16 protein-coding genes are annotated in these 20,739 nt (G+C 71.1%); 8 read left to right on the forward strand and 8 right to left on the reverse strand.

Annotation, left to right across the window (positions count from 1 at the left end; all coding sequences use genetic code 11):
• The first annotated feature begins 69 nt into the window (after positions 1 to 69).
• Entirely contained in the window at positions 70 to 2,151 is a 2,082-nt protein-coding gene (locus AC068D_RS26695; protein WP_478825611.1) for a SpoIIE family protein phosphatase, read from the forward strand.
• A 721-nt stretch (positions 2,152 to 2,872) separates the two neighbouring features.
• Complete coding sequence (locus AC068D_RS26700; protein WP_478825779.1) at positions 2,873 to 4,567, forward strand: S8 family peptidase; 1,695 nt, start codon at positions 2,873 to 2,875, stop codon at positions 4,565 to 4,567.
• 305 nt (positions 4,568 to 4,872) lie between these two features.
• On the opposite strand, the gene AC068D_RS26705 is transcribed toward AC068D_RS26700, so the two are convergent.
• The 3 genes from AC068D_RS26705 to AC068D_RS26715 form a co-directional block, all read right to left on the reverse strand.
• Positions 4,873 to 6,207: an MFS transporter gene (locus AC068D_RS26705; protein WP_478825612.1), complete on the reverse strand. Its 1,335-nt coding sequence runs from the start codon at positions 6,205 to 6,207 to the stop codon at positions 4,873 to 4,875.
• Between the two features lie 100 nt (positions 6,208 to 6,307).
• Complete coding sequence (locus AC068D_RS26710; RefSeq protein WP_478825613.1) at positions 6,308 to 6,973, reverse strand: class F sortase; 666 nt, start codon at positions 6,971 to 6,973, stop codon at positions 6,308 to 6,310.
• Positions 6,974 to 7,047: 74 nt separating this feature from the next.
• On the reverse strand, positions 7,048 to 7,539 hold the full coding sequence (locus AC068D_RS26715; RefSeq protein WP_478825614.1) for a hypothetical protein: 492 nt from the start codon (positions 7,537 to 7,539) through the stop codon (positions 7,048 to 7,050).
• A 1,071-nt stretch (positions 7,540 to 8,610) separates the two neighbouring features.
• Here AC068D_RS26715 and AC068D_RS26720 point away from each other — a divergent pair.
• Together AC068D_RS26720 and AC068D_RS26725 are read left to right on the forward strand one after the other, a co-directional pair.
• Positions 8,611 to 9,582: an MBL fold metallo-hydrolase gene (locus AC068D_RS26720; protein ID WP_478825615.1), complete on the forward strand. Its 972-nt coding sequence runs from the start codon at positions 8,611 to 8,613 to the stop codon at positions 9,580 to 9,582.
• Positions 9,575 to 10,618, forward strand: coding sequence for an RNA ligase family protein (locus AC068D_RS26725; protein ID WP_478825780.1), 1,044 nt, complete (start codon positions 9,575 to 9,577; stop codon positions 10,616 to 10,618). The genes AC068D_RS26720 and AC068D_RS26725 overlap by 8 nt, the downstream gene beginning before the upstream one ends.
• Before the next feature lie 116 nt (positions 10,619 to 10,734).
• Here AC068D_RS26725 and AC068D_RS26730 read toward each other — a convergent pair whose 3' ends face one another.
• A complete protein-coding gene (locus AC068D_RS26730) occupies positions 10,735 to 12,042 on the reverse strand; it encodes a diacylglycerol/lipid kinase family protein (protein ID WP_478825616.1) in 1,308 nt (435 codons plus the stop codon).
• A gap of 197 nt (positions 12,043 to 12,239) precedes the next feature.
• Between AC068D_RS26730 and AC068D_RS26735 the strand changes: the two genes are divergently transcribed.
• Both AC068D_RS26735 and AC068D_RS26740 read left to right on the forward strand, forming a co-directional pair.
• Positions 12,240 to 15,008, forward strand: a complete 2,769-nt coding sequence (locus AC068D_RS26735) for a winged helix-turn-helix domain-containing protein (RefSeq protein ID WP_478825617.1) — start codon at positions 12,240 to 12,242, stop codon at positions 15,006 to 15,008.
• A 115-nt stretch (positions 15,009 to 15,123) separates the two neighbouring features.
• Entirely contained in the window at positions 15,124 to 15,330 is a 207-nt protein-coding gene (locus AC068D_RS26740) for a hypothetical protein (RefSeq protein WP_478825618.1), read from the forward strand.
• Between the two features lie 74 nt (positions 15,331 to 15,404).
• Here the strand turns inward: AC068D_RS26740 and AC068D_RS26745 are convergent, their stop codons facing one another.
• Entirely contained in the window at positions 15,405 to 16,703 is a 1,299-nt protein-coding gene (locus AC068D_RS26745; RefSeq protein WP_478825619.1) for a cation:proton antiporter domain-containing protein, read from the reverse strand.
• Positions 16,704 to 16,997: 294 nt separating this feature from the next.
• On the opposite strand from AC068D_RS26745, the gene AC068D_RS26750 reads away from it, so the two are divergent.
• Positions 16,998 to 17,405 (forward strand): SHOCT domain-containing protein, encoded by a 408-nt coding sequence (locus AC068D_RS26750; protein ID WP_478825620.1) that lies wholly within the window; start codon positions 16,998 to 17,000, stop codon positions 17,403 to 17,405.
• 337 nt (positions 17,406 to 17,742) lie between these two features.
• Here AC068D_RS26750 and AC068D_RS26755 read toward each other — a convergent pair whose 3' ends face one another.
• The 3 genes from AC068D_RS26755 to AC068D_RS26765 all read right to left on the reverse strand — a co-directional run bounded on the left by AC068D_RS26755 (position 17,743) and on the right by AC068D_RS26765 (position 20,201).
• Positions 17,743 to 18,951, reverse strand: a complete 1,209-nt coding sequence (locus AC068D_RS26755; protein WP_478825621.1) for an NAD(P)/FAD-dependent oxidoreductase — start codon at positions 18,949 to 18,951, stop codon at positions 17,743 to 17,745.
• Between the two features lie 168 nt (positions 18,952 to 19,119).
• A complete protein-coding gene (locus tag AC068D_RS26760; protein WP_478825622.1) occupies positions 19,120 to 19,518 on the reverse strand; it encodes a peptidase inhibitor family I36 protein in 399 nt (132 codons plus the stop codon).
• A 77-nt stretch (positions 19,519 to 19,595) separates the two neighbouring features.
• Complete coding sequence (locus AC068D_RS26765) at positions 19,596 to 20,201, reverse strand: TetR/AcrR family transcriptional regulator (protein WP_478825623.1); 606 nt, start codon at positions 20,199 to 20,201, stop codon at positions 19,596 to 19,598.
• Between the two features lie 85 nt (positions 20,202 to 20,286).
• Here AC068D_RS26765 and AC068D_RS26770 point away from each other — a divergent pair, with 85 nt between their 5' ends.
• Positions 20,287 to 20,700, forward strand: a complete 414-nt coding sequence (locus AC068D_RS26770; RefSeq protein WP_478825624.1) for a VOC family protein — start codon at positions 20,287 to 20,289, stop codon at positions 20,698 to 20,700.
• The last annotated feature ends 39 nt before the right edge of the window (positions 20,701 to 20,739 follow it).

Here is a 20,739-nt window from a genome sequence, read left to right on the forward strand (position 1 = left end):
CGTGCCGCCGTCCGTGCGCGCGCTCATACTGAACATACGGATCATGCCGGGCCATGCGGATGTCGGGTGATGAACGAGGGCGTGCCGAGCGGCGACGCGACCGGCGGCAAGGATGCCGCGCGGGACGCGGGCGGATGGCTGGGCGAGCTGCCGGTGGCACTCGTGGCCACCAGTGCCGACGGGACGGTGGTGCGCTGGGAGCAGGAGGCGCGGGAGCTGCTCGGCTACGAGCCCCAGGAGGTTCTGGGCCGGCACATCGCCCGTCTGCTGCATCCGGGGTCCGATCGGACACTGGGACGGTCACTGTGGGAGGCCGCCGCGTCCGGCCGCGGTGTGATGGGCACGGTCACGGCCTGGCACCGCGACGGGCACCCGATGGAGCTCGAGGTCTGGGCATGTCCCGTGTCCGGCCGGCACAGCGGCAACACCGTCCTCGTCTTCGCCGCCGACGCGCACGGTGCCCGCAGAATCCGCGGCTCGTCGGCCGTGTGGGACGGGGTGTTCTCGCGTTCACCGGTCGGAATCGCCATCTTCGACACGAGACTCCGGTTCCTCCAGGTGAATCCCGCCCTGGAGGAGATGAACGGTGTACCGCTCGAAGCGCATCTCGGGCGGAGGCTGGCGCAGGTTCTGCCGCAGACGAACACCACGGACATGGAGAGGGCGATGCGCCGGGTTCTCGCCACCGGCGAGCCGATCCGGGATTTTCGTCGCACCGGCCGAACCCCCGCCGACCCCCGCCGCGAGCGGGTGTGGTCGTGCTCCTACGTCCGCCTGGAGGACGCGGCGGGGAATCCGATCGGCATCACCGCATCCATCATCGACATCACCGACCAGCAGCGGGCACACGCCGAGGCGGATGCGAGCCGGCGCCGGCTCGCCCTGCTCGACGAGGCCAGCCTCCGGGTGGGAACGACGCTGGAACTGGAGCGCACAGCGCAGGAACTGGCCGATGTCGCCGTTCCCGACCTCGCTGACGTCGTCACCGTCGATGTGCTGGACGCGCTCGCCGCCGGTGGCGACCCGGGCGTCGGGCTGGTCGCCGGTGCTGCGCTGCGCCGACTCGGCAAGGCCCCGCTCACCGGTTCCGAGGTCGCCGACACCCTCGCCCCACTTGGGCGTACGCTCTCATTTCCCGCAGGCGCCCCGTACACCCAGGCACTCGCGGAGCGGCAACCGTTCCTCATCGCCAGCCTCGACGCACGCACCGTGGCGCCGGCTGCCCGTCACACGGACAAACCCGAGCAACTCCTGCGGATCGGCGTGCATTCACTCATGATGGCGCCGCTGATGGCCCGAGGCGTGGTGCTGGGACTGGCCACGTTCTACCGAAGCAGTCCACTGGGCCCGTTCGACGCCGAAGACGTCACTCTCGCAAGCGATCTGGCCGCCCGGGCCGCTGTCTGCGTCGACAACGCCCGTCTCTACCACCGCGAGCACGACACCGCCGTCGTCCTCCAACGCAGCATGCTGCCCCAGCACATCACAGCACCGCCCGGCATCGAGGTCGCCCATCGCTATCTGCCGGCCAGCGATGTCAACGAGGTCGGCGGGGACTGGTACGACGTCGTCCCCCTCGCCGGAGCGAAGGCGGCCCTGCTGATCGGGGATGTGATGGGGCACGGGATTTCGGCCGCCGCGGTGATGGGCCGGCTGTCCAGCACCGTGCGCGCACTGGCACGCCTCGACCTGTCTCCCGTTGAGCTCCTGCATCAGCTGGAGGCCACGCTGGCGGACCTCGCCGAGCCGATGCTGGCGACCTTCCTCTATGCCGTCTGCGACCCTTCGACCGGCCTGTGCCGCATCGCCCGTGCCGGGCACCCGCCGCCGGTCGTCGTCACCCCCGACGGCACCGCCCGCCTTCTCGATCTTCCGCCCGGTGCGCCGCTCGGCATCGGCGGGATCGAGTTCGCCACCACCGACATCACACTGACGCCCGGCAGCCTGCTGGTCCTGTACACCGACGGTCTCGTCGAAAGCCGGGGGAGCGACATCGACGAACGCCTCACTGATCTGGTCCATCTGCTGGCACGGCCCGGACGGCATCTCGCCCATCTGTGCGACACACTGGTCACCCATCTGGTGCCTGCCTCCGCCGACGACGACATCGCCCTGCTCATCGCCCGCATCGGCACCGAGGTTCACCCCTGAGCCGCTGGGCCCGCGGTGCAGTCAGCTCAACGGGAAGCCGGCCATGTGATCGGCGAGCGGTTCGATCCCCCTCCACATGCAACTCGTCGACACGGTCCGGCCTTTCACACGGCCACAGCACAGGTCCGTCGACCCCCGCGATCCGCGTGCCGCAGATCTGCCTGCGTCCGTCGTTCACCGGCACCCGGTCGCGAAGGCAGACCGGTTCACGCGAGCCGTCGCCGCCCGCCACCATGGCTCGCTCCGTCAACTCGGCCGCCCGGTGCCGTACATCGAGCTGCCGGACCGCGTGCTGGGCGATCAGCCAGGCGCCCCGCGCGAATTCCCGGGCCACGAGCTCCGCCGTCGGCCGACCGAGTTCGCCCTGATCCGTCCAGCCGGACGTCATGCTCCTCGGTGAGGCGCCGTCAGTCCGATTGCCCGGCCGGATCAGGGATGTTCACCGGGGGAGCACCACCGCAGTCGCGGTCGCGGCGGCACACTCCCTCCTCGCGCGAAGCATCCGTGCCCAACAATCCTTCGGCGAGGCCCACTTGTGTGATCAAACTCTTCCCAATGCGGGCCGGAGTCTGACATCTTGCGTCCACCACTTCCCACACTCGGCCCGGTCGGCGCCACCCGCGCCACCGGGCTTCTGGAGGACGTTTTGCTCAGCCTCATATCCAGCCGGCTCAGACGCTCGGTCGTGGCAACTGCCGCTCTCGGGGCGGCCGTCGCACTCGTGACCCCCGTCGGACAGGCCCAGGCCGCTCCGAGCGCACCTTCGGCGCCGACGGCCTCGTGGGCCGCGGGCATCCGGGCCTATCTGGTCATCACCGCGCCGGGCGACACCTCGGCGGTGCGGACCGCGATCACGAACAACGGCGGCACGGTGTTCGCACACTACGACGCGATCGGCGTGATCGTGGCGCACTCGGCGTCCACGTCCTTCGCCGGCACGATGCGTGCGGTCAGCGGTGTGCAGCAGGTGGGGGCCACTCGCACCTCGGACATTCCCGCCGACGCGTACAACCCCGTGCTGCCGACCACCCCCGGGCAGGCCACGACCACCCTCACCGAGTCCAACCGCTGGGACATGACCCAGATCAAGGCCGACAAGGCGTGGGCCGTCACCACCGGTTCCTCGGCCGTCAAGGTCGGAGTCCTGGACACCGGCGTCGACGACCTGCACCAGGACATCGCTCCCAACTTCAACGCAGCCGACTCCGCCTCCTGCGCCTACGGCAAGGCGGACACACGGCCGGGCGCCTGGCGCGACGTCGACGACCACGGTACGCATGTCGCGGGCACCATCGCCGCGGCCAAGAACGGGAAGGGCGTCATCGGCGTTGCCCCCGGTGTGAAGATCTCCTCCGTCCGGATCGCCGAACCGAACTCCAACCTGTTCTTCGCCGAGAACACGATCTGCGGCTTCATGTGGGCCGGTGACCACGGCTTCAAGGTCACCAACAACAGCTACTACACCGATCCATGGCAGTTCAACTGCCCGGACAACGTGGACCAGGCGGCCATCATCGAGGGGGTCGAGCGCGCCCAGGAGTACGCGGAGAGGAAGGGTTCGCTGCAGGTCGCGGCCGCGGGCAACGCCAACTACGACCTGGCGAACAAGCGCACCGACACCGAGAGCCCCAACGACTCGACCCCGGTCACCCGTACCATCACCAACGCCTGCATCGACATCCCGACCGAACTGCCGGGCGTGGTGACCGTCGCGGCCATGGGCAACGGCAGCGTCAAGGCCTCGTACTCCAACTTCGGCCGGAACATCATCGACGTCGCGGCCCCGGGCGGCGACGGTGCGTCCGGTGTCTACTCGACGCTGCCCGGCGGCAAGTACGGGAACATGAACGGCACATCGATGGCCTCCCCGCACGTCGCGGGCGTGGCAGCGTTGCTGGCGAGCACCAATCCCACCGACACGCCGGCGGACCTCCGGGCCAAGCTGGCCACACAGGCCACCGACACGGCCTGCCCCTCCGACAGCCGGTGCACAGGCACGACCGGCAACAACGCCTTCTTCGGAGAGGGCCAGGTCGATGCGCTCAAGGCCGTCGGTGGCACCCCGCCGCCCGGCGCGTACTTCGAGAACACCGCGGATGTCGCCGTCGCCGACAACACCACGGTCGAGTCCCCGATCACCGTGACCGGTGTGAGTGGCAACGCCCCGGCGGCCCTCAAGGTCGGTGTGGACATCAAGCACACCTACCGCGGTGACCTCGTGCTCTCGCTCGTGGCCCCCGACGGCACCGTGTACACACTCGAGGACTTCCCGAACAACGACGGCACCGACAACGTCGCCAAGACGTACACGGTGAATGCCTCCTCCGAGGTGGCGGCCGGCACCTGGAAGCTGCGTGTACGTGACCTGGCCTCCCAGGACACCGGCAGGATCGACGCCTGGAACCTGACCTTCTAGGCGTACCTGTCCATGCGGGTCCCACGGGTCTCAGGGGTCCCGCAGGTCCCGGGGAGCAGCCGAGCGCGGCCTCCCCGGGGCCGCCCCGGCCGGCTTGACCGGACCGCTCCAACGGCCACGGCCGTGCCGTACCGCGGCGGACGCCGTGCGTGGACCACGTCATTCCACCGCTGTGGAGCACGAGCGGGTGGGCGGCCCGTCCCAGCCGCGCCGGCGGCAGGGACGGGCCGCGCAGCCGTCCGCGATCGGGCCGGTCGGTTCCGCGGCCACGGCCCCCCGGGGCGTGCACTCCTCAGGCACGCGCGTCACCGCCTCCCGGCCTGCCGCCCGTTGCGCCGGGAGACGATCAGCAGTGTCTGAACGACTGCGCCGGCGGCCAGCACCGCGGACGTGAGGTAGAAGCCGGGAGCGAACGCTCCGCCCGGCAGGGGCGCCGTCCCGGAGTGGCCGCGGACGAGCGTGGACCCGATGAGTGCCGTGCCCAGGGTTCCGCCGACCTGAAGACACATTTCCAGCAGCCCGGACGCTCCGCCGCGGCGGTTCGGTGGAGGAGCGGTCATGGCGACCGACATGGCCGGGTTGTAGACGAGGGGGATCGACGCGCCCCAGATCAGCAGGGCAGCGCCGAACGGCCAGTAGTCGCCGCTCTCGACAGCGGCGCCCATCAGGGCGAACCCGAGCGCTCCTCCGACAGCGCCGGCCACTGTCAGTGCCCGGGCGCCGAAACGCCGCGCCAGCGACCCGGTCACGGGAGCGAGGACCACCGTGGGAACCATGGCGGGCAGCATGGCCAGACCGGCGGCCGACGGGCCGAGGCCGAGTGAGTCCTGCACATAGACGGCCCCGTAGACCACGGCCGTCAGAAAACTGAACTGGGCGCAGAAGACCATGACCGCCGATCCGAGGAACCGCCGGTCGGCCAGGAGGCCCACATCGACCAGGGGCACCTTGCGCCGGGTTTCGATGCGGACGAAGGCGCCCAGCATCGCCAGCCCGCAGCCGAGCAGGGCAAGAAGCGCCCCGGCGGGCAACCCCTCTCCGCCCGACTGCATCACGGCGGTCACCACCATCCCGAGACCGGCGACCGAGGTGGCCAGGCCCCAGCCGTCGAAGCCGCCCGGTGCGGCACCGACCGGGCGCCGGCCGACCGCCGCATACGCGATGAGGAGAACGGCCGCCGCGGGCAGCAGGTTCAGGAAGAAGATCGAGCGCCATCCGAGGTTCTCGGTGAGCACGCCGCCGAGCAGGGGTCCGGCGGCGAGGGCGACCGAGGCACTGCCGACGTACGTCCCGATGGCTCTGCCGAGCCGGTCCGGCGGGAAGGCGTTGGTGATGACCGCCATGGTCTGGGGAAGCATCGCGGCCGCGGCGGCACCCTGGACCGCCCGCGCCACCACGAGTGTGCTGCCGCTGTCCGCGAGCCCGCACAACAGTGAAGCCAAGGCGAAGCCCGTGGTGCCGAGCATGAACATCCGCCGGGCCCCGAAGAGATCGCCGAACCTGCCCCCTGCGGCGGCCAGGCAGGCGAAGGCGAGAATGTATGCGTTGGGCACCCAGTGGGACAGCGATACGCTCATCCCCAGGTCGTCCCTGATCGTGGGGAGTGCCACCCCGACGACCGTCTCGTCCACGAACGTCATGGCCAGGGCGAGGCTCGACGCCGCAAGCACCCACCGTTGCCTCCGGCGCTCCGCCGAGACCGACGGCCTCCTCGTCGTCCCCGGCGGAACCATGCGTGCCCTATCGCGTGCGGGTCAAGGACGCGTAGACGACGGTGTTGCCGAGGTATCCGGCGGCCTTGCTGTACCCGCCACCGCAGGTGATGATCCGCAGCTGAGGGGCGGCGGTACTGCGGTAGACCTTGTCGCTGGGGAACTTCTTCTTGGAGTACACCTCGACCGCGTCGACCGTGAACACCGCGACACGTTTGTCCCGGCGGGTGATCTCGATGGTCCTTCCCTTGGTGAGGCGGCCCAGGGCGAAGAAGACCGCGCGGCCGGTGGGGGTGTCGACATGGCCCGCCACCACGGCCGTACCGGCCTCCCCGGGGGCGGGGCCCTTGGCGTACCAGCCCGCGATACCCGCCCTCCCCGCGGACGGCAGCTCGAGCGTTCCGGACTTGTCCAGCGAGAGCTTCGTCATCGGCGCGTTGACGCCGATGGCGGGAATGCGCAGCCGGACCGGGACGGCGAGGGACCGAGGGCCGGTCAATCCGCGCTGCGGCGGGTGCCGGACGGCCGGTGGGACCGGCCCCACCGGCCCTGGTGGGGCCAGGGCTTGGGCGGGCGACGGTTGCGGGGCGGACTCCTCGCGCAGTCCCTGGATCAGCACATAGGCACCGATCAGCAGTATGACGGCGAGGGTCCTGATCGGCCCGAGAGGGCCGGAGCGGTTGCGTGGTCGCATGCGTGTCATGGCATTGCGCGTTTCGGTCCGGGCGCGCGGAGGCGGCAGATCCGGGCGGTTCCGGAGTCCGCCGGTCAGGCGGAACCGCCGGTGGCGCGACGCCGCATGACGATCACACCGCCGACCATCGCAGTGGCGACGAGCGCGGATCCGACCGCGATCTCGGTGCTGTTCATCAGCCCGCCGGTGCCGCCGAAGCCACCGCGCACCGGTCCGTTCGGCCGGCGGGCGACCTCGAAGCTCGTCTCCATGCGGATGCCCGGAGGACACTTGACCGTGATCGAGTAGATGCCGTCCTCGGCCGACTCGGGAACGGTGAACTCGCCCGCCAGCTCTCCCTCGCGACGGCTCTCGGTCAGATTGATCTGGCCGCCGACCTCCGCCTGGCCCTTGGCGTACGGCTCGTCCGGGCCGCATTCCGCCGTGGTGACCGTGATGGTCGAGCCCGGGGGAGCCACATAGGGGCTGACGCGGACATCGGACTCGTCGGCGACCGCGGCAGCAGCGGGGAGACCGCAGGCAATCACGGCCAGGGCGCCACCGGCGAGAACACGTGCTCTGCGCATTTCACCACTTCCGAGGAGCGCGGGGCAGGACGTGCTGTCCTGGCGGGGACGCCGCGCTCGAGAGCTCAAGACAAGCAGCTCACCGGGCCCTGACGGCCGGTCCGGAACGAGTGGGCGGATGCTCCCCGGATTCCTGTCGAGCCATTCGTACTGGTCGCACGGGGCGCAGTAGTCCTAAAGACGGAATATCAGATTAATATGGCGAATGGGTGGTCGTGTCGTGTCGCGCGCCGTTCGCCGCATGGGGGGCGGGGCCTGACGGGCCGACAGATCACCGCGACGGGGCAGCCTGACGGCCCGACAGATGCTCCCTGGAGGCTGGAGGGGACGACTTTGCTTCTGGGAGAACGGGCGGCCCGGCTCCCACGCGGACAGTCGGCCGGGCACACATCGGCCGGCTGAAAGGAGGTCAGGTCCTGTGGCAGGGCCGGGCTGCCGGTCCGCAGACGCCCGGGTGCCGGTGCCCGGCACGGCCGGGCACGCTTGGTCGGACCGACCGAACCGTATGCGCGGCCGTGGTGGGGGACGGTCGTCCTGCGTGAGTGGTGACCCGGGTCCGTCCGCTCCGTCGGTGGCGCCCGGCCGGCGCAAGGGCCGGTGCGGCTCCGTCTGTGCCGGGTGCGCCGGAGTGGCTCCCGGCCGCCCGGTTGCTGCCGATCCCACGCACGGCCACGCGCCCGGCTGCAGAACATGCCGCAACGGCAGCGCCGTCGCCGCGCAGTCGAACGCAGGGCGCGGGACGGCGGAAACCCCGCGATCGCCTTGTCGGCCACCGACGGACGGCGACGGGCCCGCCGTTCGGCGAGGGACGCATCTGTGGGAGCGGTCGTCTGCCGGACCGCAGTGGCGGCCCCTGTGCTGCCCAACGGGGAACCCGTCGTGATCAACGGACACCAAGCCCGCCTGACGGGCGTTCGGTTGGGGCCCGCCGCTCGCCGGGCGTCCGGAGCCGGGCAAGCGACGCGGAAAACGCCGCGCACCGCGAGCGGGCCGACCGCTACGATCGGGCACCTTCACCTGATCACGGCGGTCGGACAACCGCTGCCCCAACGGTTGTCGACGGAGGCACCGATGAAGCAGGCCCCGGCCCGGCAGGCCGACCACCCCGAGCGTCTGGAGCGCGGACATCCGTTCCGTCAGTGGAAGACATGGCGGATACCCGGCACCGAGCTGACACTCACCGGATACTCCCGCGCCAATGACAAGACGTTCTTCCACATCCCGGAGCTGCGGTGCAGCCTTGACGCCGGACTGTGCGAAGGACGTCAGGCGGACACCGTCTTCCTCACCCACACCCATCACGACCACTCCAAGGACCTCGACCATCTCGCGTCCAAGGCTTCCGGAGCCGTCATCCATCTGCCTGCCCCGGCCGTGCCGTACGCCGAGTCCTATCTGCGTGCGTCGGCCGAGTTGAACCATGGCCCGGCCTTCGATCCGGCTCTCGCAGGGACCTGTCGCCTGCACGGGGTGAGGGACGGTGACGAGTTCACGTTCGGGCGCCGTGGACACCATGTACGGGTGGTGGAGTGCGACCACAAGGTGCCCTGCGTGGGATATGCCTTCGCCGAGCGCCGCAAGGCGCTCCTGCCGGAGTACGAGGAGCTGCGGCGCTCGCTCGTCGAGGAAGGCAGGGGTGCGGAGTTCGGGCGGATCGTCGCGCAGCGTCGAGCGGACGGCGTCACGGTCGAACAGGAGGTGCGCCGCCCCCTGTTCGCGTTCCTCGGCGACACGCACGTCAGCGTGTTCGAGCGCAATCCGTGGCTCCTCGAGTACCCCGTGGTCATCACCGAGTGCACCTTCCTCGACGACACCGAGCTCGAGCGGGCGGACCGGGTCGGACACACCGTCTGGAGCCGGCTGCGGCCGCTGGTGGAGGACCACCCGGACACCCTGTTCGTCCTGACCCACTTCAGCCTGCGTCACTCGGACCGGGACGTGCTCGCGTTCTTCAGGAACGAGCGGCTCGACAACGTGCTGCCGTGGGTGCACCCGGAGAGCCGTCTGCCCGAGCAGCACCAGCACGGCGGTGACCATGGCTGAGGGCCACTGGTCGCCGTATCCGAAGATTCCTGCCGGGGCGCGGCTGGGCAGCGCACGGGTCCGGAACTGGGTCGCACTGGAAAAGGTCCACGGGGCGAACTTCGCCGTCGTGTGCGACAGTTCCGGGGCTCACGCGGCCAAACGCAGAGACCTGCTGGGGGAGAGCGGTCTGGACGAGTTCTTCGGCGTCGGCCGGATCTGGCCCGAACTGGCGGTCGCGGCGAACCGGTGCGCCGAGGCGCTCCGCCGCCGCTACGGCGCCGAGGCCTCCTCCGCCGTGACGGTGTACGGCGAACTGGCGGGCGGACGCTACCCGCATCGGGATGTCGCCCCCGTGCCGGGTGCGGATCCCGTACAGACCGGGGTCTGGTATGCGCCGGAGCTGCTCTGGCTGCCGTTCGACGCCACGGTCCGAACCGCCGACGGTGTGTGCTGGGTCTCCGACCGGGCGTTGCGGGAGGCGGCCGGCGGCGCCGGTCTGCGCTGCGTGCCGCTTCTCGCGCAGGGGACACTCGCCCAGGTCCAGGAGCTGTCACCGGTGTTCCCCACCAGGCTGCCCGGTCTGCTGGGGCTGCCCGCCCTGCCCGGGAATCTCGCGGAGGGGCTGGTTCTCAGACCCGCCGGGGAATGGTGGGTCACGGACGGGGCCGACGGCCCGCCGGTGGCGCGTCCCGTGGCCAAGTTCAAACAGCCGGCCTTCGCCGAGGACGAGCGCTTCGACGGCTCCCTGCCCTACCGGCCGCCGGCGGGTGGCGCCGCCGGCGTCCCCGGCTGGCTCGTCGCACAGGTGGCGGCGCTCCTCACCCCGGCACGGGCAGCGTCCGCCGTCAGCAAGCTGGGTCCCCGGACATCTCCGGAGCTCGTGGCCGCCGAGATCGTGCGTGACGTGGTGGACGAGGTCGCCGAGGCGGTCGGCGGTCTGGAGGACCACCTCCGCCGGCCCCTGGCGGAAGCACTGCACGCAGGAGCGCTCGCCCTCGCCCACTTCGACGCCGGCGACCGCAGGGCCACGGCGCAGCTCCCGGGTTCCCGGTAGCGGGCCCCCCGTTCGCGTCCGGACCCGGGAGCCGTGCGCCCCGGGCGGGCGGTTCCGGGCAGCCCGATCCCGGCGGCTCCACCGTTGTGCCATGACGGCGCGGATCCCGGACCTGGTCACCGAGCCAGCGCCAGCATCGCCAACCTGCGCCAGTTCAGTCGCGGCCGGGCGCGGGGCACCCCGGGCCGGTTGCGAGGCACTCGCACCCGAAGCGCGCCCGGCCTGACGGTGACGCGCACGGGCGTGGGCAGGGTGAGCGCCTCGCCGTCCAGTCCCACGTTCACCTCGGGTGCCTCGGCGTCCACGACGACCTCGCGGGTCGTGACCACGGTGAGTCCGGGAGCCCTGCCACCGCGCAGCAGGTCCGCCGCCTCCGCTGCACTGTCGACCTTGATGCACAGCAGGCCGAGCTCACCGGAGTCCAGCCGGTCCCGGCGCCCGAGCGCCGCCCAGTCGCCCATCCGGTAGGGGTTGTTGCTGACCAGCACCGCCTGCGGAGCGTCGATCGAGGTGCTCGGCGCCCACACGGTGAGCAGCGGCCCGGCCCGGTGCGTCAGCACGTCCGGGAACAGGTCGAGCGTGGTGCGGACCTTGTCGTTGCGGTACGCATCGCTCTGCACCACCGCCGCATACGCCCCGAACGACGCGTTGTTGACGAACACCCGCTCACCGATGAGACCGAGATCCACCCGGAGCTCGACGCCGTCCGTCAAGGCATCCAGGGACGCGGAAGGGTCGTCGCGGTCGAGCCCGAGATCCATCGCGAAGTGGTTCCGGGTCCCGGCCGGGACCACCAGGAACGGGATGCCGTGCTCCGCGGCGACGGCCGCCACCAGGGCCTGGGTGCCGTCCCCGCCCGCCACCCCGAGCAGATCGGCCCCGTCGGCGACGGCCTGACGCGCGAGCGCCCCCACGTCGATACGACGCGTCGAATCGAGCAGAGCGACCCGGGCCCCGGCACTCTCGGCCCTTTCCTTCAGGCCGAACCGCCCCACCTTTCCGCCCCCGGACCGGGGATTCATGATCAGGAAGGGGCTCTCGGGCCGGGGAGCCTCGGCCACGGGCTGCGCTTTGGGCCCGTACTCCGCCAGAGCCTCCCAGCCGGCAGCAGCCGCGAGCGCACCCAGCGCGAGGCAGAGCGCCAGCAGCCACAACAGCCCCGAGGCGACCTGCAGCCAGATCACCGCCACGGGTACCGCCACCGCGAGCACGATCGCGCAGGCCCGCAGCGCTCCTCGCCGGGTCAGCGCCCACCACAACGCTGCGGCCGTCACCGCGGTCCCCGCCACCGCAACCGCCACCAGACCGATGCCCCTGAGTCCCGCGACCAGGACGAGAAGCGCCACGGCCACGACCGCTGCCACGATCGCCAGCCGCGCGGCCCAGCGCCGGGTACGGAGCCGGTCTCCGCCGTCCGCGTTCATGGCACCTCCGGTCGGATGTCACCTATGGCCATTGCACTACCGTGCGGCGCGCATCGCCTCCCAGCCCGTACGGCCGTCGGCCCCGCGGCCTTCCCGGCAGGCCGTCCCACCCGGCGTCAATGGCGATCATGCCGGGGCGCTGGGATCATGGTCCCGTCAGTGGACCGGACAACGGGACCCTACGACGGTGGAAGGCCATGGCCGATGACGACCAGTTGAACCCGGGCGGGGATCCGCTGCTGGCCGCGAAGTTCGCGGTACCCGCACCGCCGCCCACTTTCGTGGCCAGGAAGCGTCTCCTCGACCGGCTCACCGAAGGCACTCAGGGCCCGCTGACCGTGATCACCGGCCCGGCGGGGGCCGGCAAGACCACTCTTGCCGCCTCCTGGCTGCGCTCGCGGGCCGCCTCGGATCCCGCCGTCTGGCTCACGCTCGAGAGCGACGACAACGCCCCGGGATTGTTCTGGTCGTACGTCCTCGGTGCCTTCCGGTACCACTGCGTCCCGCTGCCCGACGGCGTCGTCAGCCCGCCCAGGGCCAACGACGTCGACCACTCCCTCATCGTCAGGATCGCGTCCGCGCTGGCCCAGCTGCCCCGGCCCGTCGTCCTCGTACTCGACGGGCTCGAGCGGTGCGCCGCACGCGAGGTGGCCGCGGATCTCGAGTTCGTCCTCACTCATGCCGGGCCCTCCCTGCGGCTCGTTCTCACCGGTCGTGTGGATCCGCCACTCCCGCTGCACCGCTACCGTGCCGAGGCCCGAATCTGTGAGATCCGCCGGTCGGAGCTGGCGTTCACACGGCGCGAGGCCGTGCAACTGCTGAACACCCACGGACTGACGCTCACGCAGCAGAGCATCGACGCCCTCACCGAGCGCACCGAGGGGTGGGCCGCCGGACTCCGGCTGTGTGCCCTGGCCATGCAACGGACCGACGACGCCGAGCGCTTCGCCCATTCCTTCGCCGCGTCGCAGAACGCCGTGGCGGACTACCTGATGGCCGAGGTCCTCGACGCCCAGCCGGCCCCCACCCAGGATCTGCTCATGCGGACGAGCATCCTCGCCCATGTCCACCCCGATCTCGCCGATGCCCTCACCGGACGCGACGACGGCGAGGCGGTGCTCGCACGACTCGCCCGCGAGAACGCCTTCGTCGAGCCGATCGACGACAGCGACTGGTACCGCAGCCACCCGCTGTTCGCCGAGGTACTCCGCGCCCATCTGCGCAGTCGTGCCCCTGAGCTCGGGGCGGACCTGCACCGTCGTGCGGCGCATTGGCTGGCCGACGAGGGCCGGCTGACCGAGGCACTCAAACACGCCGTCGAGGCGGACGAATGGGAGTACGCCACAACCCTCCTCGTCGAACGGCTGGCGATCGGCCGGATCCTCACCGGACCGGACAGCCATGGTCTCGAGCGGCTCTTCCGGGCCATGCCCTCCGGCCTGCCCGGCGACGCGCCGGCACTCGTCGCGGCCGCCTGCGCCCTCGCCCGCGGTGACGGCGAGGAGAGCCGTAGGCAGCTCCTGGGCGTGGGAATGCCCGGTCCTCACGGCGCGGTTCCTGAACTGCGGCTCACCCATGCGTTGCTGCGGCTGCTTGCCGACGCAGGAACCGGCGCAGCCGCCGACCCGGAAGCCGACAGGCGCCCCGACCCGGAAACGGACCACGGCACGGACGGTGACCGGGCCGCGGGCACCCACGCCGGCACGGACGACCGTGAGGGGAGGACCGACGAAGCCTGGGGTACCGACGGGGGCGCGGGCTCCGACGCCGACGCCGAGGTGCGCGAGTTCATGGCGCTGGTTCCCCCGGCCCAGCTCAAGCAGCAACCCGAGATCGAGGCCCTGTGCCGTTACGGCCGTGCCCGGGCGGTACTCGCCGCGGGCCGGCGCGCCGCGGCACGGGAGGCCTTCGCCGCCGCCCTGGCGGCCGGCGCCGAGGGACGGACCCGGACCGTCCGCTACCACTGCCTGGGTGCCCTGGCCCTGACGGAGGCGGTCGACGGCCTGCTGCAGGAGGCCGAAGCCCATGCGCGGGATGGCCTGAGGTCCGCCGAGGAACACGGCATCCCGGCCGATCAGCGCACCGGGCTCTGCCAACTGGCGCTGGCCGCCGTCGCCACCGACAGAGGGGACCTGCAGGGGGCACGGCGCCACCTCGACGCCGCCGCGGCCTCCGGCAGCCCCGGTCTCGATCCGATGGGCGCCGTCGAGGCCGCCGTCCTCGATTCCCGTCTCGAGCTCGCCCACGGCCGTACAGCGGCTGCCCTGAGGGCCCTCGACGCCGTGCAGGCGTCAGCAGCCCAGGGCGGCACGGCCGGCGGCACCGAGGCAGCGGGCCGGCTCGCCGTGGCCCGCGCTGCCGTTCACATCGCCCGTGGAGACCCGTCAGCGGCTCTCGCCGTACTGCGCGAGGCGCCCCGGGTCGGCTCCGGGCACGCCGTGGTAGCGGCAGCCGCCCATCTGGCGGCCGGGGACGGTGAGTGTGCCCGCCGGCTGCTCGCCCCCCTCGTCGACGAAGCATGCTCCGGCCCCAACGACCGGGTCCGCGCCCGGCTCCTCCATGCCCAGTCCGCGGCGCTGGAGGAGGACGGCGGATCAGCGGCGGTGTTCCTCGGCCAGGCCCTCCACGCCGCACGCCCGCAGCTCCTGCGTGCTCCGTTCAGCGAGAGCGGTCCCTGGCTGAGGCATCTCCTCGCGCATGCGCCCGCGCTCGCCGCCGAGCACACCTGGCTGACCGAACGCCCGGTGGACGTCGACGGCTGTCCCGCCCTCATCGAGCACATCAGCAGCCGGGAACGGGAAGTGCTGTGGCATGTGGCACAGATGATGTCGACACAGGAGATCGCCGCGGAGATGTTCCTGTCCGTCAACACCGTCAAGACCCACCTCAAGAGCATCTACCGCAAACTGTCCGTGTCCCGCCGCAGCGAGGCGGTACGGCGTGCCCGCGAGGCGGGTCTGCTGTGATGCGTTTCCGGCAGCTCACCTCGTCCGGGTGATGCGCCGCCCCCCGTACCCGCGCAGGATGCACGAAGAGGCCCCTGCGGCACGAAGAGGTACTGGTCCCTGGGGAAGTGTCGGCATGCGATACGAGTTCCGCGTCTCCGGTCATCTGTCCACGGCTGTCGCCGGTGCGTTTCCCGAGCTGGAGAAGGCGAAGGTGCCCGAGGAGACGGTCCTGTACGGCCCGGTCACGGACGAAGCCCATCTGTACGGGTTGCTTGCGCGTTTCCAGGACGTGGGGCTGCACGTCGTGGAGATGCGACGGCTGCCCGACCCGTCCGGCTGACCCGTGACCCGTGACCCGTGACCCGTGACCCGTGACCCGTGACCCGTGACCCGTGCCGGGACGCCGGGCCCGTCTCAGCGGTTCCGGGACTGTTCGGGGGACGCCGGACCCTCCCGCAGCCCCGGATCGCGCGCGGCCGCCTTCTCGTGCCATGCCCCGTACCGTTCACTGAGCCGCAGGGCCGACACCCCGTGCAGCAGCACGCTCAGCGCCACGGTCACGGCCACGACCTCCAGCAGTGTGCGCGCACCGGGTACATGCTCCTTCGCCGCCAGCAGGCCGAAGACCAATGAGGGCAGCCCCCGCGGTCCGAACCATGCGGCGTACGCCACCGTGGGCAACCGCAGTCCGCTGCCCACGAGGGCAAGGGCGGCCGACACCGGACGTACCACTGCCACGCTGACCACCGCGTAGACCGCCACCCGCCAGTCGAGGTGCTGGAGCGCGGGCCCCAGCATGACGGCGCCGAACGCCAGGAAGCTCATCGCGGCAAGCAGGGAAGCGATGCTGTCGGTGAACCTGGAGGGCAGGTCGGCGCCATGACCGTGCTCCCCCGAGTCCTTGGGCGGCGCCCCGCGCCGCAACAGCGCGGCGAAGGCGAAGCCGGCGGTCCAGGCGGCGACGAATCCGCTGCCGCCGACGGCTGCGGTGAGCGTGTACGACGCCAGTGCCACCGCCAGCACCACTGCCTGGCTCCACTCCCGGTTGACCCAGTCCGCCTTCCGCGCCAGGCGCAGAAGCCGGCCGCCGGCACCGCCGACGGCGAGGCCGAGTGCCGCGCTGAGGACCAGCGAACGCCAGAAGATGCCCACCAGACCCTCCTCCGACGAGGCCGTGCCGGACACCGCGGCCAGGAAGAGGAGGAAGAACGGCAGGACCAGGCCGTCATTGACCCCGGTCTCGACCGTGAGGCCGTGGCGCACCGGCGCAGGGACGCGGCGGTTGGCCACGGCCGCCCTGCACACGGCGATGTCGGTCGGCGCGAGGATCGCCGCGACGAGCGCCAGCTCCCAGCCGGTCAGCCCGGGCAGCAGCGGCCACCCCAACAGGCACCCGGCCGCAAGGGTCAGCAGCAGACCGAGCGTCACCAGCCGGACGGACAGCAGACGGCCCAGGTGCAGATCCCGGCCGCGAAGCTCGGCGGAGTCGGTGAACAGGACCAGGGTGAGCGCCGCCTCCACCAGAACGAGGATCGGGCCCGCGTCCCGCTCCGGGTCGAGGATGCCGAGCCCGACCGGTCCGATGAGCACGCCGCAGCCGGTGAACACCATCGGCGCGGTGATCGCGGCGGCCGCCAGCCGCTTCGACATCAGCGCATAGCCCCCGGTGGCCACCGCCACCGCAACACCGGCCCAGGCACTTCCGCCGCTCATGCATCCTCCCTGGCGTACGCACCCACAACGGGATCGCCCCCCGGCCCGGACACCGTTTCGTCCGCCATACATCACCCACCAGTACACAAGGCATCACGGCCCGCCCATCGTGATCGAGCCCGGCGACTGTGCGCGGCACCGACACGGCCCGGCGGGACCGGGCCCCGCAGGGGTCCGTGGCCGCACGCACCGATTCACCCCTGCCGGGTGAGGGATCCGCCGCGGCCCCACCCCACACTGACGGCGAGCGGACGACCGACCTCCGGCGTCCGCGGGAACGGCAGGAGGACGGCGATGGACGGAACTGTCTACCTCGCGTACGACTATCCGGTGCTGGGCGCGTTCTGGACCGTGATGTGGATCTTCCTCTGGGTCATGTGGCTGGTGCTGCTCTTCCGGATCATCGTGGACATCTTCCGCGACCACGACATGAACGGATGGGTGAAGGCGGCATGGCTGCTCTTCGTGCTGATCATCCCGTTCCTCGGCGTGCTCGTCTATGTGATCGTGCGCGGCCGGGACATGGGGAGGCGCGAGATCAAGCACGCGCAGGAGCAGCAGGAGGCCTTCAACTCGTACATACGGCAGACCGCCAAGACCGGCAGCACGGGGGACGAGCTGGCAAGGCTCTCCGAACTGAAGGCCAAGGGCGATCTGACGGAGGCGGAGTTCCAGAAGGCGAAGGAAAAGCTCCTGAGCTGAGCGACACCGCACGTCGTCAACGGAGGCGGCATGGGGGCTCCCCGGGGCTCCCCTCGACCGGACCATCGCCTTCGACCGGATTGTCCCGGGGCGGTTCGGCCGGCGTGTGCCGGGTGGTCACGGCCGGAAGTCGGGGCGGCCCCTCCCTGGACGGAACGCCGCTTCAGGGAGGACCCCGCCGTCGTGACCCATGGCCCCGACGGCGGTGCGGGAAGACCGCCGACGCGCTGCTCGTGCCTCCGCGCGCTGCTCGTGCTCCGAGGCGAGGAGGCGACGGGCTTCCCCGCCGACCAGCGGCGGGCCTGGGCAGGAGGATTGCCGCCGCGGCGAGCGCCGCTCAGCCCGCCGCGGGTGTCAGGGCCGGGTCGGAGAAGAACGCCGAGGGAGTGGTCACCCCGGCGATCACCCGGGCGAAGCCGTCCATCGCCTCCTGCCGCTGTGCGATGGCGCCGAATCTCTGCTGCATCTCCGGGGTCGGCGGGTCGAGGCGGGCGAAGTCGGCGGTGAACTCGTACATCTCCCGCACCCGCCCGTCGCGGGCCTCCTGGTAGTCCCGCATGGCCTCCTCGAAGGGGCGCTGTCCGGTGAAGGTCTCGTCGACGGCCCGGGCGCACAGCTCCGCGTCCTGGAAGGCGTCCTGGATGCCCTGTGCGGTGATGAAGTCCTTGAGGTAGCCGGCGTCCCCCACCAGTGCCCAGCCGGGTCCGTACGGCGTGCGGAAGTAGTTCGGGACCGCGGCCCCGAAGAGCCGCTCCACGCGAGTGGCCGAGGCGGTCCGTTCGGCGAGGGCGGGGGCCAGAGCGATGGTGGCCAGGTACTCGCCTTCGGCGTCGGTCCGGTTCGCCTCGGATTCACGCATCGGCCAGCCGCAGATGAGCAGGGTCAGACCGTCGTTGGTGGGCCAGCCCGCGAACGCACGGTCGGGCCGGATGAATGCCTCGAAGTGCTCGAGGCCGAGCCCCGACCAGTAGGTGTAGTAGCTGGTCTGCAGTTTCGGTTTCTCGGCGTACGAGTCCGCGTCGACGATCCGGGCCACGAACGAGTGGGCGCCGTCCGCGCCGATGACCACCCGGGCGTGCTCCGTCACCTGAGGGCCGCCGTGTTCGCGGCCCCGGATCCCGGTCACGGTCCTGTCCGCACCCTCGCCTTCGGTCACCAGCTCCTCGACGGAGAACCTCTCGCGCACCTCGGCGCCCGCCTCCGCGGCGGCATCCACGAGGACCTTGTCCAGGACCGTGCGGCGTGGTGCGTACGAGCCCGAGAACCCGCACCCGGCCGGGGAGCCCGCCAGGGTGAGCGGCCCGAGATCGAAGGAATAGGTCGTGATCTCCGGCAGATCACCGGCGGTCACTCGGCTCAGCAAACCCCAGCGCTCCAGGGCCGCCAGGCCCGGCGGATGGATCAGGTGCGTGGAGACGGTGTCGCTCGGGAAGTGGGCACGGTCCACCAGGAGGACCCGGTGGCCCCGGCGGGCCAGCAGCATTGCGCATGGTGCACCGGCGCACCGGGCTCCGACGACGATGGCGTCGTAGGTCCTGTTCGTCATGGCGTCACCTGCCGGTTGCCGTTCTTCCACGCTATCCCCGGACCCCGGCCGATGCGCCCGGGCGGTGGTGCCGCGGGAACCGGCAGTACGACAGGTGCCGGACCGACACCCACTGCACGGCCGAAGCGTCCGCCTCGGTCACGGGGCCCGGAGACTTCGTGAGAGGTGTCAGCCGCAGTCGTTGCGGTTGATCTTCAGCGAGCGGGTCTGGTCGTTGAGGTTGTAGGACCGGAGGTCGTGGATGGAGCCTCCGCTGGGGGTCACGCACACCCAGCGGCCGGCATGGTTCCGCTTTTCGTAGACCCGTGCGGTGCGGTCGGAGTTGTTCCTGATCGAGCTGCCGCGGTCACGGATCTCGGAGGGCAGGTCCTTGACGCTTCCGTCGGCAGCCCGCCGCACCCACGGCTGCCCTCCGAAGTTGATCTCCGGGTAGATGCACACATAGGCGTCCGGGCACTCGATGGCGGCGTGCGTGGGAGTGGCCACGGCGGAGGCCGATGCCGGCAGGGCAAGAGGGAGGCATCCCAGGGTGGCGACCACAGCGCCACGAGTCAGATTGTTGATCATGTCCTAGAAGTACTCGACATCGCGCAGCGCCCGGAGTGGTGACACCCGCGGCCACCCCTTCGGGGGCCAGGGGAGGCTCAACGGTGCTGCGGATCCCGCACGCGCAACGCCTCCAGCATCCGTGACAAGGCGGCCCGGGTGTCGGCCAGATCCCCGGGGCTACCCGAGGCGGCCAGCCACAGGGCTGCCTCGTTCATCGCACCCGAGAGCAGATGGGTGAGCGGCGCGACGGGCTGCCTGGCGATGGTGCCGTCCTCCATCAACGCGGTCAGCGCCTCTTCCAGATGGCGGGCGGAGTTCGCCTCGTCGAGGGCCCGCCACTCGTTCCAGCCCAGCACCGCGGGACCGTCGACGAGCATGATGCGCTGCAGCTCCGGGTCCGTGGCTGCCGTGAGAAACGCCTGACAGCCCGCGATCAGCTGTGCCCAGGGCTCCTCCTCGGTCTCCGCCGTTGCCGTCACCCGTCGAGCCACCTCCTGTTGCACCTGTTCGAGCACGGCCCTGAACAGATCGGCCTTGCCGTCGAAGTGGTGGTAGAGCGCGCCCTTGGTAACCCCCGCCGCGCCGACGATCTCCGGGAGCCCGACCTCGCCGTAGCCCACCGTCGCGAACAGACGTCTGCCCTCGGCGAGCAGTGCCTGCCTGGTCTGCTCCCGCTGCTGAGCCCGGGTGGTCTGCGCCATCGCGCTCTGCTCCTTCCTTTGACATACCGGTGGTATGCGAATAGCCTGATTCGCATACCGATGGTACGCGAGAAGGGTGGATGTTGTGCTGACCAGTTTCTATCCGGTGATCTGCACCTCGAGGCTCCAGGAGTCCCGCGAGTTCTACACCGGTCCGATGGGGTTCGAGACGACGTTCGAGGCCGACTGGTACGTCAGCCTGAAGCGTCCGGGCGCGATGCCGTACGAGCTTGCGCTCCTCGACCACACCCACCCGACGCTCCCCGAGGCGTACCGGAGGCCCGTCACCGGGCTCCTGCTCAATTTCGAGGTGGCGGACGTGGATGCGGAGTGGGAGCGCCTCGTCGTCCTCGGCGGGCTCAGGCCCGAGCTGGAACTGCGCAACGAGGACTTCGGGCAGCGGCACTTCATCGTCGCCGACCCCAACGGTGTGCTCATCGACGTCATCACCTCCATCGCGCCGACCGAGGAGTTCGCCGGGCAGTACGCGGGCGGGTAGCCCCACACGAACAGGCCAGCACAACGCGCGCGGCGGCCG

This window comes from Streptomyces sp. NPDC043861 (assembly GCF_056435905.1).

What these genes read in the sequence shown, in the direction of transcription:
- AC068D_RS26695 (WP_478825611.1), top strand. Translation starts at nt 70, where the DNA reads ATGAACGAGGGCGTGCCGAGCGGCGACGCGACCGGCGGCAAGGATGCC.
- AC068D_RS26765 (WP_478825623.1), bottom strand. Translation starts at nt 20,201, where the DNA reads ATGGCGCAGACCACCCGGGCTCAGCAGCGGGAGCAGACCAGGCAGGCA.
- AC068D_RS26720 (WP_478825615.1), top strand. Translation starts at nt 8,611, where the DNA reads ATGAAGCAGGCCCCGGCCCGGCAGGCCGACCACCCCGAGCGTCTGGAG.
- AC068D_RS26735 (WP_478825617.1), top strand. Translation starts at nt 12,240, where the DNA reads ATGGCCGATGACGACCAGTTGAACCCGGGCGGGGATCCGCTGCTGGCC.
- AC068D_RS26750 (WP_478825620.1), top strand. Translation starts at nt 16,998, where the DNA reads ATGGACGGAACTGTCTACCTCGCGTACGACTATCCGGTGCTGGGCGCG.
- AC068D_RS26715 (WP_478825614.1), bottom strand. Translation starts at nt 7,539, where the DNA reads ATGCGCAGAGCACGTGTTCTCGCCGGTGGCGCCCTGGCCGTGATTGCC.
- AC068D_RS26705 (WP_478825612.1), bottom strand. Translation starts at nt 6,207, where the DNA reads ATGACGTTCGTGGACGAGACGGTCGTCGGGGTGGCACTCCCCACGATC.
- AC068D_RS26755 (WP_478825621.1), bottom strand. Translation starts at nt 18,951, where the DNA reads ATGACGAACAGGACCTACGACGCCATCGTCGTCGGAGCCCGGTGCGCC.
- AC068D_RS26760 (WP_478825622.1), bottom strand. Translation starts at nt 19,518, where the DNA reads ATGATCAACAATCTGACTCGTGGCGCTGTGGTCGCCACCCTGGGATGC.
- AC068D_RS26710 (WP_478825613.1), bottom strand. Translation starts at nt 6,973, where the DNA reads ATGCGACCACGCAACCGCTCCGGCCCTCTCGGGCCGATCAGGACCCTC.
- AC068D_RS26745 (WP_478825619.1), bottom strand. Translation starts at nt 16,703, where the DNA reads ATGAGCGGCGGAAGTGCCTGGGCCGGTGTTGCGGTGGCGGTGGCCACC.
- AC068D_RS26740 (WP_478825618.1), top strand. Translation starts at nt 15,124, where the DNA reads ATGCGATACGAGTTCCGCGTCTCCGGTCATCTGTCCACGGCTGTCGCC.
- AC068D_RS26730 (WP_478825616.1), bottom strand. Translation starts at nt 12,042, where the DNA reads ATGAACGCGGACGGCGGAGACCGGCTCCGTACCCGGCGCTGGGCCGCG.
- AC068D_RS26725 (WP_478825780.1), top strand. Translation starts at nt 9,575, where the DNA reads ATGGCTGAGGGCCACTGGTCGCCGTATCCGAAGATTCCTGCCGGGGCG.